The following is a 13,292-nucleotide window of genomic DNA, read 5'->3' as shown; positions in this document are numbered from 1 at the left end:
TATGATATAAAGTTATATTTTAATGATTGGCGACTGGGTGTTACAGATCATTTCAGGACGTGATGCTCATCAACTAAACCCAATATCTATTTAATAAAATAAAATCAACTAACAATAGCTTAAGTTTAGCGTTGTATAGTTAATTATACCGCCTAAATTATTATGGAGAATGCCGCATTATTAGTAGCTATTATCAAAAATGCAATCGATGGGATTATAACCATAAATGATCAGGGTATGATAGAATCCATTAACCCCTCAGCTTGTAAACTATTTAAATATGCTCCGGAAGAAGTAATAGGCAAAAATGTAACGATGCTTTTACCCCCAAGCAATTCCGACGATCCAGAACAACATATTCCTTCCTATAAATTATTAGAGAAATCTGAAGAAAAAGCAATTGAGCGTGAAGTCATCGGATTGAAAAAAGATAATACGCTTTTTCCTTTCCGTATCGGAATAAGTGATGTACAATATTCTGGGAGAAAAATATATACCGGGTTTATTCATGATTTAAGCCGTGAAAAGGAAGCCGAAGAGAAACTTAAGGATTATACCACTCATTTAGAAGAGTTGGTGGAGGTCCGTACCCATTTATTAAAAGATACAATCATTGCCCTGCAAAAGGCCAAAGAAGAAGTAATTTTCTCGTTAAAAAAGGAGAAAGAACTGGGACAGTTAAAAAGTCGCTTTGTATCTATGGCCTCACATGAATTCCGTACTCCACTAAGCGTATTACAATTGTCAGCCACTCTAATTGATGAGTATACGAAACCATTTAACATCCCCAAAGTAAATAAACATGTGGGGAAGATCAAAAACGTTATAAACGAACTTACCACAATATTGGATGACTTCCTTTCACTGGAAAAACTGGAAGCAGGCAGGATAGAGCCCGTTTTTAATTCTTTTAATATGGTTGAACTCGCAGAGGAAGTCCAGGCAGAAATGCAAATGCTGGCCAAACAAAATCAAACAATCATTTATGATCATTCCGGCAGCACGAGCATGCTCAACCTGGATCACAATCTCCTTAAACATTGTATTATAAATTTAATAACGAATGCGATAAAATACTCTGGTGAAAATACCCGTATTAATTTTAAAACCGAGGTTAATGATCAGTTCTGGACAATTTCAGTAAAGGATCAGGGTATTGGAATTCCAAAAGCAGATCAAAAACATCTATTTGAGCCCTTTTTCCGTGCACATAACATAGGTAATATTCAAGGTACTGGCCTTGGATTGAATATTGTTGCACGGTATACCCAGCTGATGAACGGCACAATTATTTATAAAAGCAGCATGAACAAAGGAACTACATTCAAGCTATCTTTTGCAAGGGCATAAGGCAATTACTGCGCCGGGAAGACCAGTAATGGTATAGCCAAATGTTTAACAATTTTTTGTGTAAGGCCACCTGAGATCAACCTTTCTATAAAATTACGTTTTCTGGGCAGAATCGCTAATATGCTGATATTTTCATTAGCGCATAACCATTCTAAACCTATCTCAGTATTATTGTTATTTAAGTATTTATAGTAAAAATGAGGATAACAGGCTTTAAGCGAAATTTCTGTCAATAGTTTTTCACTTTGTTCTGCTGATAGTGGAGAGTCATGCTCGTCAACTCCAACATGCGCAATCAGAACATCAGCGTTAATGGACTTTGCAAAAGCTACAGGAGAAAAAATACGTTCCAAATCAATGTCTATATGTGTTAAATCAGACGCGAAAGCTATCCTTCGGATATTGGTTTTAGGTGCAATTGGGGGCACTAATAACAAAGGAACCGTAGTTTTTAAAATCATATTTTGAATGTGGTTGCTCAGTAAAATGTTCCTTAAGCTGCCACTCTCATGTGTTCCCATTATAATTAGGCCTATTTCATAGCTTTCAACAGTATTTGTTAGTACGTCTTCTACTGTGCCGGAATAATTTATACTTTTTATGATTGGATTAAATCCTATATGATTCTGATATTGCAAATGTTTTTTTAGATCTTTTAGTTCCATATCACTAAGTTCTTTTAATACATCTTCACCTCCCATCGGCCATAATACAAAATCTGCCTGTGGAATTTCAGCCAGAACATTGATCACATTACAAAGAATAATGTTTGCTCCAATCTGGTTCGCTAAGTGATAGCCATACTCGGCGGCATGAGTGGCATTGACTGAAAGTCTGTTAAAATAAGTAAGCTTTTCATTAGAAAATATCTGTTATTAATGATAATGAAGCTACCATAAACGCATATTATTACTTTTAAGAAAATTTCACCTATAATCTCACTAGTTCGCTTATAATTACTAACTAAAGGTATATAATTTAACCTAATGATATAATGATAAAAATCATCTTAAAATATGATCACACACAAGCAAAATAATTTAACTCCTTATCAAACAAATTTGACACTTAACTGTTGTATCTTGCGGTAAGATATTTTTATTCCAATAGCCAAATATGCTCTCCTACTGAATTCACAGATTTATATTATCCTATGAGCAAGAAAATATTGATTATTGAAGATAATAATGACATTCGTGAGAGTGTTATTGAAATATTAGAACTTTCCGGCTATACTGCTTTTGGTGCAGATCAGGGAAAAACAGGCGTTGCACTCGCTTTGAAACATCTTCCAGACGTGATTCTGTGTGATATAGCGATGCCTGAAATAGACGGCTATGGCGTTTTATATTTACTGAAGAAAAATCCAGCTACGGTGGGAATAACATTCATTTTTTTAACTGCCAAAGCCGAGCGGTTAGAATTGAGAAAAGGTATGGAAATGGGAGCCGACGACTATTTAACCAAACCATTTTCTGATATAGATCTGCTAAAAGCTATAGAGGGGAGACTAAATAAAAAAGAACTGGTAAGAAACTCTGAGCAATTGAGCAATTTACTTACTAAACATAATGGCTTATTGGAATTAGAGAAAATAACTCAGGCATGTAAAGCCCGGAGATTAAAGAAGAGTCATATTCTTTATTTTGAGGGCGATTCGGCATCTGGAATTTATCTGGTAATTAGTGGAAGGGTAAAAACCATAAAATTAGCTAAGGACGGCCGTGAATTTATGACAGGAATTTACTCCGCTGGTCAATACTTAGCGATAAATGTTATTCTTTCTAATGAACCTTATACAGACACTGCTACAGCAATGGAAGATTGTGTGGTTTGTGTAATCCCTAAAATACAGCTTGACGGGCTACTGCTTTTACACCCCGATGTATCTGGTGAATTTATTAAACTGTTATCTAATGATATCAGGGAAAAGGAAGAGCAGCTTATGCAACTGGCCTACTTTTCAGTAAGGAAAAAAATGGCAGAAGCCATCTTGCGCGTAAATAAGCATAAACCAGCCGAACATGACTATTTTAAAATATCCCGTGAAGATTTGGCTGCAATGGCTTGTATGGCAACTGAAACAGTGAGCCGTACTTTATCTGATTTCAAAACAGAGGGGCTGATTGAAAGAAATGGAAGTACGATTACTATTCTTAATCTTGCAGGGCTCACCAAAATGAAAAATTAACTCACGCTGCGTTTGTTTTTCATAGCATACGTAGCCAAGCGATAATAACGCTGCGCTTTTATCCTCAACAAATCATAAACCAGAGCAAAACATAAAATAAATATCGGTGCATAAAAAGACAGGAAACTAATATGACGAAATAAATAAGCACCAGACACAGCTCCAGTCATAAAAAAGACTATAATAACCAGGTTAAGTTTTATTTTAGATTTTAGCACAATACGCTTTTGATCAGGAGCATTGAATAGCTGAGCAAGTGCTATCCCAAGATCAGTAAATGTTCCGGTAAGGTGTGTAGTTCTTACAACAGATCCAGAAACCATGGAAACCAAAGCATTCTGAATTCCCATTGCAAAAAGTAAACTGCCTGCAAATAATTCCTGAACTGCCCTCGTTCCATGGTATCTATTGCCATATAGTGCCGAAACAAGAAGAATTAATATTTCAACAAGTAACGGAATAACATAAGAAAAACGCTGGTTAGCACCTGTTAAGGAAAGAATTAAACCAGAAAGAAAGGCACCAGCTAAAAAAAGCAACATCCATAATGCAATGAAAAGAGAACTACACCAGTCTTGTAATGAAATTTTTTCTGCAAATGAGGCTGCATGACCCGTTACGTTAGTGGTTAAGATCGAAAAACCGAGAAAACCTTCAGCATTTACCATACCAGCTGTTAACCCAAGAAGCGTAGCTAATCTAAGATTATGCACTGTACTTCGCCTGGTACCCAAGTGTCTTAACATATGTAGTATGATTGTGAGTCAGGAACTAATCAAAGTTATGGTTTTGCTATCTCCAAGACTATTCTGCCACTGATATCGCCTCTTTTCATATCATCAAATACAGTATTTATATCTTCAAGTTTAGCTGTATGAACTTTGGTTTTCACCTTTCCCTCTAAAGCAAATGAAATCGCTTCCTCCATATCCTTGCGGGTCCCAACGATGGAACCGCGGATAGTGGTACCGTTAATTACAGTATCGAAAATGGAGAGGTCAAAACTTCCGGCTGGCAATCCATTTAACGATAGTACACCTTTACGTCTAAGCGCTGAAAGTCCTTGTTTAAATGCGATGGGCGATGGTGCGGTAACCAAAACGCCGTGCATGCCACCTGTCTCCTTTTTGAGAAACGCACCAGGGTCTTGTTCCTTGGCATTTACAATAAGGTCCGCACCAAGGCTTTTTGCAAGCGCCAGTTTATCATCGGCGATATCGATTGCTGCCACGTGAAACCCCATAGCCTTTGCATATTGAACTGCCAGGTGACCCAAACCTCCAATACCAGAAATTGCCACCCATTCTCCTGCCCTTGCATCAGTTTGTTTTAAGCCCTTGTATACGGTTACACCAGCGCATATGATAGGTGCCATTTGTGTAAAATTGATATTTGCAGGAAAATGTGCTACATACCTGGCATCTGCAACTACGTATTCTGCAAAACCACCATCAACGCTGTATCCGCCATTTTGCTGAGTTTCGCAAAGCGTTTCCCAACCAGTATAACAATAGTCGCAGTGGCCACAGGCACTATATAACCATGGCACCCCTACAACGTCTCCTTCCTTGATATGCTTAACCCCTTTTCCTAAAGCAACAACATAACCCACTGCCTCATGACCTGGGATCAAGGGCATTTTTGGTTTTGCAGGCCAATCTCCCTCACAGGCATGCAAATCGGTATGGCAAACACCACAAGCAATCACTTTGACCAATATCTGGTTTTCACCTGGTTCTCTAACAGGCATTTCTTCGATGTGTAATGGCTGACCGAATCCACGGATAACGGCAGCTTTCATTTTTTTAGGGATCATAATATTTTTTATAAGGTAACTTCTTGATAGAATTCAGTAATCATTAAAGGATCCTGCCTTTGCATGGAAGTATAAAAATATAATTACTATACCTACTAAAATGCCTCTAACTATTGTCAGTTTACGTCTGCTAATATGATTCATATCTTGTTTAAATCAATTGTGATTTATAAATACATCTACTGACTATCAATATCTTAATACTAACTAATTTTTATTTTCTTCTGATTACTGACTTCAGCATCCGCCTTTTTGAGGCGGATCTTTAATAAGCCCCCATGATAATTTGCCGTAATTTTATTCTGCAATACATTTTCGGGCAATTTAAAGGACCGGCTAAAAGAAGTCCGGGAAAATTCTTTCCTCGTGTAATCTTCATTTTCTTCTCTGCGTCTGCTACTTGTTGAAGCACTGATCATTAAATTACCATCATCAGTAGAAACTGTAAAATCACCTCTTTTAAAACCTGAAGCAGACAATTCCATTTCGTAATTTGTCTCGGTTTCGCGAATATTTACCGATGGGATAAAGTCCACAGAAAGACTTGAAGCATCGAAGTCATCAAAATTCGCTAATCCAGCAGGCAATATTCCTAGTTCTTCTGTTTTCGTTAACGTTTTCATATGTTTTATATTTATAATTTAAAGGTCTGATTTTCAAAAACATTAGTATTGATCGTCATCAATGATTATAGTGATATTCATCATGATATGACCAAGAGTAATTTTTCATTGTCAACCCTGATCTTTGAATTAAGGTCAAGAAATCTTCATTAACAAAATATCGCAACATTTAAGTCTTGTAAATTACATATTAATACTAAAAAGTTATATAATTAAAACATAAAGTAATTAATAATCATAAAATGACAAAATATTATAAAAAAATAAATGACACGCATCAACAATTCTGATGATCTGGGTCAATTTTATCGGTTCGATTATTATTACATTTAAATATGAAAACGATTAGAGAAATCAAAAAAGAACTGACCAGACTAAAATTAATTATACAGACTGCCAGGGGCATTGATCGGGAAGATTGCCCAGAACTTTCCACCAAAATAGAAGCACTTGAATGGGTACTGGAAATGAAAGATGAGGTAGGTGAAGCTATTAAACTGGATAATATGATACTTTAATAACGGCTACAAAATGTGCAGACCAGCGGTAGAAACAACAATCATATCATCTCGTCTCGGTACTCCATTAGAAATAAAAATCTCATAAAGGATATTGACCTTATGCAACTATAAAGCCAACTGACAAATAGCTTATTGATTTAATAATGTACATTACAATGATGTATGTTACCATTTGGATTATTTCATTTTTAACGATAGCTGCGGTTATTATCCGTCCATTTCAAATTGCTGAAGCCTTTTGGGCGGTAAGTGGTGCATTATTACTGGTTATAAGTCGATTAATTTTACCTGCCGACGGTTTAGCCGGTATCATTAAAGGAACAGATGTTTATTTATTTTTGGCAGGAATGATGCTGCTTGCCGAAACCGCAAGGGAAGAAAAACTTTTTGAATGGCTGGCAGTGCATGCTACAAAAGCTGCCAAAGGCTCGGCCAATAAACTTTTCTTTTTAATCTATTTGGTAGGAATTATAGTCACTGCATTCTTGTCAAACGATGCTACAGCAGTGGTTTTAACGCCAGCAGTAGCAGCAGCGGCAAAAGTAGCAAAGGTAAAATCCTCTATGCCATATTTACTAATATGTGCCTTCATTGCCAATGCGGCTTCGTTTATTCTTCCCATATCTAATCCTGCTAATCTGGTAATTTATGGTCAGCATATGCCCTCCTTGTTGCATTGGCTGGCTCAATACATATGGCCATCTGCTTTTGCTATCGTTGTTACCTATTTGGTTCTTCGCTTTACGCAACGTAAAGCATTACAAGAAAAAATAGAAACCAATATATCTATCCCAGTTCTTAGCCAGGGTGGTAAAACTGCCCTCTATGGCATTGCAGCAACGGCAATCATCTTGTTACTTTCCTCAGCAATAAATATTCAACTTGGCTTACCTACTGCTATAACCGGCATTATAACTTCTGCCGTAGTGGTAATCAGGGCTAAAAAGAATCCATGGATAGTTATCAGAGGAGTTTCCTGGTCTGTAATACCACTTGTTGCTGGTTTATTTGTAATTGTTGAAGCACTTAACAAAACGTGCCTTATTCAAACTATAACTAATATATTAAATCAAAGTGTAGCAAATACAATTCCCGGCACAACATGGGGAAGCAGTTTCATCATTGCCTTCACCTGCAATGTGATGAATAATCTCCCTGTAGGCCTTATTGCCGGTAATGTTTTACAGAGCGGGCATTTACCAGAAATAATCAAAAGCGCAATTTTGATCGGTCTGGATCTTGGTCCAAATCTTTCCATTGCAGGTTCTCTTGCTACTATACTCTGGTTAATAGCCTTGCGGCGTGACGGCGAAAACATTAGTTTCTGGAACTTTTTAAAACTGGGCTCACTGGTAATGACACTTGCACTTTTATTTGCTATAGGCTCCCTATATTTAACAAATTATTGATGATCTGCCATAGATTCCATGATTGCAGATACAAGTTGTTACACCAGTAGATTATTTTACCTTTCAAAAATATGAACAAGACTCCTATAGAAAAAATAACTGCCCCCTTACATCGCTTTATTCATTTGGAGTATACCAGTGGTATTGTTCTTCTTATCAGTGTGATTATAGCTATAGTCTGGGCCAATTCTTCTTATCAGGACTTCTATCACCATCTGTGGGAAATTAATTTTTCTGTTGGATTTGATACCTTTATACTAAGTAAGCCAATTCATATTTGGATAAATGACGGCTTAATGGCTATTTTCTTTTTTGTTATAGGACTAGAGCTAAAACGTGAATTTATGGATGGTGAACTTTCTACGTTGAGTAAAGCGTCCCTTCCCATGATGGCTGCCCTGGGTGGGATGTTTGTTCCGGCATTAATATATTATTTAATTAACCAAGGCACTGATGCCGCACATGGTTGGGGAATACCAATGGCAACTGACATAGCGTTTGCCCTTGCACTTTTGTCAATGGCAGGCAAACATATTCCGTCCTCAGTAAAAGTTTTTTTATCAGCCCTGGCAGTAGCCGATGATTTAGGTGCCATTCTGGTGATTGCCTTCTTTTATACAGCAGGGGTTAATTTTGTATCTTTAGGTATAGGCCTGGTATTTCTTGTTGGACTTATTTCAGGCAATATTTTAGGAATTAGGAGCAGTGCGTTCTATTTGATATTAGGAATAGGTGTTTGGATAGGTTTTCTTTTATCAGGTGTTCATGCCACTATTGCAGGCGTACTGGTTGCTTTCACTATCCCCGCAAAGACCCGTATTAGTGAGGGTGATTACTCTGGGAATTTGAGGAATTTATTATCAGATTTCGACAAAGAAATTCCTCGCAATAGCACGCTCACTACTCCCAAACAGCATCGTACAATACAGCATGTTAAAAATCTTAGTGAGGCTGCTGAAACCCCATTACAAAAAATTGAGTATATATTACATCCCTGGGTTGCATTTCTGATTATGCCATTGTTTGCCTTAGCTAACTCTGGAATTCATATGGGAGCAGATATATTGACAGCTGTTATCAATCCTGTTTCTATTGGCGTAACCGCGGGCCTTGTGATGGGGAAATTTGTAGGCATCCTGTTATTTACATGGCTAATGATAAAAACAAAGCTTAGTAAGCTTCCATATCAGGCGAATTGGAAACATATTATTGGAGTTTCATTATTGGCTGGTATCGGATTTACCATGTCTTTATTTATAAGCGGACTTGCATTTAAAGACCCTGTCTTTATCGATCAGGCAAAATACGGAATCTTGTTAGCTTCAATTGTTGCCGGAATCCTGGGGACGGTAGTTCTCAAAAATATTAAAGGAAAAATTTATAAAGTTTAAATCTGTCAAAACTGGTGCTTGAAAATTAGGAAATTACTGAACGTGGAGAAATCATAAAAAATTGCTGCAGAAAAAAGGAGTTAAATAACCGATAGTAACCGCAAAGAAAATGATGGCCATCAACTTTCATCCCAACAACTTTCCTAACTGACCGGGTTAACTCTTTGACACCTTACAAATGGGAACCCTTTACGAAGAACAATCGGGTTATTTCTATATTTTTACTAAAACATTCTTTAGTCATTTTGGCAAATTAAAATCAAACTACAAGATGTTAAAAGGACTATCGAGGCTTCAATTCCGGAGATTTATTAACTAACGATATATTTAGAAGATATAAAGAGCAATAGAATCCTGTCTGATTTTGCCTCATCACAGTTCTCCTTCAATAATTTGCCTACTTGTTTGTTCTTTAATTTTACTGCGGCCATTTGAAGGACCTGAAATGATGCCATTTCAATACTTTCAATATTTTGAAGGTAAAAAATAATGGAAAGATCCTGCAGTTCAGATTCACCAATCTGTTCGCTAATGGCCTCGAACGCATCATCTATCAGGCCGATCTGTCCATGAATGCTGCCTGTAGACACCTCCGCATCAAGCAGGGTATAAATTAATTGCATTCTTGTTATTTGTTTCTCTACATCTTCAACTGTTTCGGCTATAGCATTTCTGAGTTCCGAAAATTGCACCTCAGCAGCAAGTAATGGCAGCTTAGAGACCAGGTGAAGTTTGGCGGCATATATCCGGTCAAGATGCATTAAAAAGAAAACTTTTAATTTTTCAGAGCCCAAATTTATTTTATTCCACGAATCTGGTTTTTCTGAATGTTCATTCATAAATTACAAAATATCTGTTAAGTTAAGAATTCTTTTACTTTATCTACAAGCATATGAATATTGAAGGGCTTATTGATGAAACCATTTGCGCCGCAGTCACTTACCAAAAACTCAATATTTTCCTCCGCACTAATAAGAAGGACAGGAATGAGGGCAGTATCCAGCCTGGATTTGAACTCGGTACAGATCTCTACTCCAGTCTTTGGAAAACCTGCAATCCTAATATCCAGCAAGATCAAATCAGGGTTAAGACGGTTTACTTCTTCAGGCGTAGTACCAGAACTATATAAAATAGTTTCATATCCCTCCCCTTCCAGTATAATATCGAGTATGGATAATATATCCTCATCATCATCAATCACTAGTATTTTTTTTCTCATAATCTTTCAGGCAATCACTTATCTTTCTACTTTAATCCATTATTTAACTAATTCCGCAATATCGATCCCATAGATCTCGTAAAAGAGTTTTTTAAAATGTGCCCTCGAACCGTAGCCGGCAATATTAGCTATCTCTTTTATTGTTCGGTATTTACCTGAAGCAATTGCTTCCCATGCAAGTTGAAGACGGATAATCCTAATCAGTTTATTAGGTGTTATACCTAATATGCGATTAACTTGTCTGAAGAGTTGCCGCTCACTGATCGCCAGTTCACTGCTTATAAACCCTAAATTCAACTCTGGCCTGCCGGCATAATTTCTAACTGTTTTTTCAAATCCATTGAGCCACTCCTGATCAATGGACGAAAGTTTATTGCCATCTGTTCGCTGTTCGGCAGAAGATTCCACGACACCAATCTTTTTTTTGATGATATCTTCTGTTTGTTTAAACTTTTGCTTTTGCTCTTCATTTAGCTTCAATAAAATAGCGGATATTCTTTCATATTCCTCTAATTGCTTTTTATAAGTAATATCCTTTGCAATCGCAAATACCATTTTATCCCGTTCAATTGGAATGGATGTCCAGGAGAGCCAAACAATCGAACCGTTTTTAGCCAGATATCTATTTTCAAACTGTAATAATACAACACCATTCCTTAAGCCATCACGCTTTTGAGAAGTAATCCCACGATCATCGGGGTGAACAAAGGAATTGATAGGGGAAGCAAAAAGTTCCGCATTGCTATACCCTAAAGTTTTAGACACAGCTGGATTTATTTTTTTTAAAATAACCGTCATAGCCAGCTATACATAGCAGATCAGGTGATAACTCAAAATAATACTCCAAACAGGGATCAACGACTATACCCACACCTTTAAAACAATCATCGACGCCTCACCCTTCCCGGTATACTTATGTATGGGTGAAGATCTCCTCGTCACCATTGCCAATGAGTCAACCTTAAAGGCATGGGGGAAAACAGAAGACGTAATTGGTAAACCATTTCACGAAGTTCTTCCAGAACTAGAAGGCCAACCATTTCGTCAATTATTGCTTGACGTGTATCATACCGGTATTGGTCATTCATTTACCGATAAGAGGGCAGATATCATTGTAGAAGGCATCTTGCAGACATTTTATTTTACCTTTTCCTATCAGCCCTTCAGGGATGATGATGGCACGTTAAAAGGGGTTTTCTGTATTGCGAACGACGTTACCGAATTGGTACTGGCAAAAGCTAAACTTGCTGCTTCAGAAGAATCAGCCCGTCTGGCAATAGCGGCTGCTCATCTTGGCTCCTTTGATAATAACTTGTTATCAGGTGAAATGTTCTGGGACGCAAGATGCAGGGAACTTTTCGATATTCGAGATCAGCATAGGATCAGCTACAACGGTGATTTTTTGCCGGGGCTGCATCCAGATGATCGTGAGCGGATCGATGATCACATCAGAAAATTCTCTTTTATAAATAAAATATCTGATGGAGATTACAATGTAGAATACCGGGCAATCGGTGCCGGGGATGGAAAAACGCGGTGGGTCAGATCAAAAGGAAAAGTATTCTTTGATCAAAAGAACAATCCTGTGCGCTTTATCGGAATAGTAATTGATATTACTGATGTGAAACAGGCTGATGAACAAGCTGCATTGTTAACCGCAATTATCAACTATTCTTATGATGCAATTATCAGTATGAACCTTGATGGCATTGTAGAAAGCTGGAATGAAGCAGCTGATAGAATATTTGGCTTCTCGTCAGAAGAGATGATCGGGCAGTCTATTTATAAGATTATTCCACAGAGAGGACATCAGGAAGAACAGCATATTTTATCTCGCCTGAAAAAAGGGGAACAGGTGGAGCATTATGAAACAAAACGGCAAACTAAGGATCTTAAACAACTGGATGTGTCGTCAACTATTTCTCCGATTCTGGATAAACAGGGAAATATCGTCGGGCTTTCGAAAATCGCCAGGGATATTACCGATCAAAAAAATGGCCGAAAGACAAAAAAGCGATTTTATTACTATAGCCAGTCATGAATTAAAAACCCCTTTAACAACTATCAGGGCTTATGTTCAAATGCTGCTTTCCAGGGTCAGTGAGGAAGGGGATTCCTTTAAGATCAATGCACTGACGAGGGTTGACAGACAGGTCAACAAAATGGCTTTACTTATCCAAAATTTTCTCAACAATGCCAGGCTGGCGGATGGGAACCTGCAATTGGAGAAAGCTCCAATTGATATGCGTTTATTACTAAATGAGGTGGCCAATGATGCAAAAATATTGTCCCATACCCATAAAGTTATATTGATTGATACAGAAAACCTTTTTGTAATGGCCGACCAACAGAAGATTACCCAGGTCCTGGAGAATTTAATCAGTAATGCGGTCAAATATTCTGCCACAGGAACTCAGATTATTATGCGCTGTGAAAAATATGGCAATAACGTCCGCGTATCCATTTCCGACCAGGGTATTGGAATTAGCAAGCGCGATCAAGGCAAAATGTTTGATCGGTTTTACCGGGTGCGAAACGAAAACGTCAAAAACGTAGCGGGCTTCGGTATCGGACTTTACCTGGTAGCTGAGATTCTGCGTTTGCATGAAAGTAAGATATACGTTGAAAGCAAGGTAGATGAGGGCACAAAATTTTATTTTGATCTTCCTATGATCAGATAGTATTTTGATATCATATTCAGGCATCATTGATTTAAATTACCATTTAGCGATTTAAAATAGCATAAACCTCTGCAAAAAGTATCTACTTAAA

14 protein-coding genes are annotated in these 13,292 nt (G+C 37.4%); 7 read left to right on the top strand and 7 right to left on the bottom strand.

The genetic code is table 11. The features are described from left to right. Window positions 1-162: 162 nt before the first annotated feature. Window positions 163-1,350 (top strand): PAS domain-containing sensor histidine kinase, encoded by a 1,188-nt coding sequence (locus GSQ84_RS19650; RefSeq protein ID WP_158799053.1) that lies wholly within the window; start codon window positions 163-165, stop codon window positions 1,348-1,350. Between the two features lie 5 nt (window positions 1,351-1,355). Here GSQ84_RS19650 and GSQ84_RS19645 read toward each other — a convergent pair whose 3' ends face one another. Then, window positions 1,356-2,219 (bottom strand): universal stress protein, encoded by an 864-nt coding sequence (locus tag GSQ84_RS19645; RefSeq protein WP_158799374.1) that lies wholly within the window; start codon window positions 2,217-2,219, stop codon window positions 1,356-1,358. Window positions 2,220-2,503: 284 nt separating this feature from the next. Between GSQ84_RS19645 and GSQ84_RS19640 the strand changes: the two genes are divergently transcribed. Continuing rightward, window positions 2,504-3,541 (top strand): response regulator, encoded by a 1,038-nt coding sequence (locus tag GSQ84_RS19640; RefSeq protein WP_158799052.1) that lies wholly within the window; start codon window positions 2,504-2,506, stop codon window positions 3,539-3,541. On the opposite strand, the gene GSQ84_RS19635 is transcribed toward GSQ84_RS19640, so the two are convergent. The 3 genes from GSQ84_RS19635 to GSQ84_RS19625 form a co-directional block, all read right to left on the bottom strand. Further along, window positions 3,538-4,287 (bottom strand): YoaK family protein, encoded by a 750-nt coding sequence (locus tag GSQ84_RS19635; RefSeq protein ID WP_158799051.1) that lies wholly within the window; start codon window positions 4,285-4,287, stop codon window positions 3,538-3,540. The genes GSQ84_RS19640 and GSQ84_RS19635 overlap by 4 nt on opposite strands. 35 nt (window positions 4,288-4,322) lie before the next feature. Next, the gene (gene adhP / locus GSQ84_RS19630) at window positions 4,323-5,357 is read right to left on the bottom strand and encodes an alcohol dehydrogenase AdhP (RefSeq protein ID WP_158799050.1); all 1,035 of its coding nucleotides are present in this window, start codon (window positions 5,355-5,357) and stop codon (window positions 4,323-4,325) included. A gap of 203 nt (window positions 5,358-5,560) precedes the next feature. After that, window positions 5,561-5,980 carry an Hsp20/alpha crystallin family protein gene (locus GSQ84_RS19625; RefSeq protein WP_158799049.1) on the bottom strand — a complete coding sequence of 140 codons (420 nt, stop codon included), beginning with the start codon at window positions 5,978-5,980 and terminating at the stop codon, window positions 5,561-5,563. Window positions 5,981-6,315: 335 nt separating this feature from the next. On the opposite strand from GSQ84_RS19625, the gene GSQ84_RS19620 reads away from it, so the two are divergent. The 3 genes from GSQ84_RS19620 to nhaA all read left to right on the top strand — a co-directional run bounded on the left by GSQ84_RS19620 (window position 6,316) and on the right by nhaA (window position 9,301). Continuing rightward, a complete protein-coding gene (locus GSQ84_RS19620; protein ID WP_158799048.1) occupies window positions 6,316-6,498 on the top strand; it encodes a hypothetical protein in 183 nt (60 codons plus the stop codon). A gap of 146 nt (window positions 6,499-6,644) precedes the next feature. Beyond that, window positions 6,645-7,910, top strand: a complete 1,266-nt coding sequence (locus GSQ84_RS19615; RefSeq protein WP_254070921.1) for an arsenic transporter — start codon at window positions 6,645-6,647, stop codon at window positions 7,908-7,910. A 71-nt stretch (window positions 7,911-7,981) separates the two neighbouring features. After that, the gene (gene nhaA / locus GSQ84_RS19610) at window positions 7,982-9,301 is read left to right on the top strand and encodes a Na+/H+ antiporter NhaA (protein ID WP_158799047.1); all 1,320 of its coding nucleotides are present in this window, start codon (window positions 7,982-7,984) and stop codon (window positions 9,299-9,301) included. 311 nt (window positions 9,302-9,612) lie between these two features. Here the strand turns inward: nhaA and GSQ84_RS19605 are convergent, their stop codons facing one another. Genes GSQ84_RS19605 through GSQ84_RS19595 form a run of 3 tightly spaced genes read right to left on the bottom strand, consistent with a single transcriptional unit; the run spans window position 9,613 to window position 11,318 of the window. After that, on the bottom strand, window positions 9,613-10,140 hold the full coding sequence (locus GSQ84_RS19605; RefSeq protein ID WP_158799046.1) for a DUF892 family protein: 528 nt from the start codon (window positions 10,138-10,140) through the stop codon (window positions 9,613-9,615). Between the two features lie 17 nt (window positions 10,141-10,157). Beyond that, complete coding sequence (locus tag GSQ84_RS19600; protein ID WP_158799044.1) at window positions 10,158-10,520, bottom strand: two-component system response regulator; 363 nt, start codon at window positions 10,518-10,520, stop codon at window positions 10,158-10,160. Window positions 10,521-10,559: 39 nt separating this feature from the next. Further along, window positions 10,560-11,318, bottom strand: coding sequence for a helix-turn-helix domain-containing protein (locus GSQ84_RS19595; RefSeq protein WP_254070920.1), 759 nt, complete (start codon window positions 11,316-11,318; stop codon window positions 10,560-10,562). Window positions 11,319-11,355: 37 nt separating this feature from the next. On the opposite strand from GSQ84_RS19595, the gene GSQ84_RS19590 reads away from it, so the two are divergent. Both GSQ84_RS19590 and GSQ84_RS19585 read left to right on the top strand, forming a co-directional pair. Next, complete coding sequence (locus GSQ84_RS19590; protein ID WP_371416417.1) at window positions 11,356-12,561, top strand: PAS domain S-box protein; 1,206 nt, start codon at window positions 11,356-11,358, stop codon at window positions 12,559-12,561. Further along, the gene (locus tag GSQ84_RS19585) at window positions 12,515-13,201 is read left to right on the top strand and encodes a cell wall metabolism sensor histidine kinase WalK (protein WP_158799040.1); all 687 of its coding nucleotides are present in this window, start codon (window positions 12,515-12,517) and stop codon (window positions 13,199-13,201) included. Before GSQ84_RS19590 ends, GSQ84_RS19585 begins: the two co-directional genes overlap by 47 nt. Window positions 13,202-13,292: the final 91 nt, after the last annotated feature.

It is taken from the genome of Pedobacter sp. L105, assembly GCF_009765875.1.
Taxonomy (GTDB): domain Bacteria; phylum Bacteroidota; class Bacteroidia; order Sphingobacteriales; family Sphingobacteriaceae; genus Pedobacter.
The sequence above is the reverse complement of the archived record's forward strand: the minus strand, read 5'-3'. Positions and strand labels throughout refer to the sequence as shown.

Excerpts from the sequence above, each read along its gene's own strand:
- GSQ84_RS19650 (WP_158799053.1), top strand. The coding sequence starts at position 163 with ATGGAGAATGCCGCATTATTAGTAGCTATTATCAAAAATGCAATCGAT.
- GSQ84_RS19640 (WP_158799052.1), top strand. The coding sequence starts at position 2,504 with ATGAGCAAGAAAATATTGATTATTGAAGATAATAATGACATTCGTGAG.
- GSQ84_RS19635 (WP_158799051.1), bottom strand. The coding sequence starts at position 4,287 with ATGTTAAGACACTTGGGTACCAGGCGAAGTACAGTGCATAATCTTAGA.
- adhP (WP_158799050.1), bottom strand. The coding sequence starts at position 5,357 with ATGATCCCTAAAAAAATGAAAGCTGCCGTTATCCGTGGATTCGGTCAG.
- GSQ84_RS19625 (WP_158799049.1), bottom strand. The coding sequence starts at position 5,980 with ATGAAAACGTTAACGAAAACAGAAGAACTAGGAATATTGCCTGCTGGA.
- GSQ84_RS19620 (WP_158799048.1), top strand. The coding sequence starts at position 6,316 with ATGAAAACGATTAGAGAAATCAAAAAAGAACTGACCAGACTAAAATTA.
- GSQ84_RS19615 (WP_254070921.1), top strand. The coding sequence starts at position 6,645 with ATGTACATTACAATGATGTATGTTACCATTTGGATTATTTCATTTTTA.
- nhaA (WP_158799047.1), top strand. The coding sequence starts at position 7,982 with ATGAACAAGACTCCTATAGAAAAAATAACTGCCCCCTTACATCGCTTT.
- GSQ84_RS19605 (WP_158799046.1), bottom strand. The coding sequence starts at position 10,140 with ATGAATGAACATTCAGAAAAACCAGATTCGTGGAATAAAATAAATTTG.
- GSQ84_RS19600 (WP_158799044.1), bottom strand. The coding sequence starts at position 10,520 with ATGAGAAAAAAAATACTAGTGATTGATGATGATGAGGATATATTATCC.
- GSQ84_RS19595 (WP_254070920.1), bottom strand. The coding sequence starts at position 11,318 with ATGACGGTTATTTTAAAAAAAATAAATCCAGCTGTGTCTAAAACTTTA.
- GSQ84_RS19585 (WP_158799040.1), top strand. The coding sequence starts at position 12,515 with ATGGCCGAAAGACAAAAAAGCGATTTTATTACTATAGCCAGTCATGAA.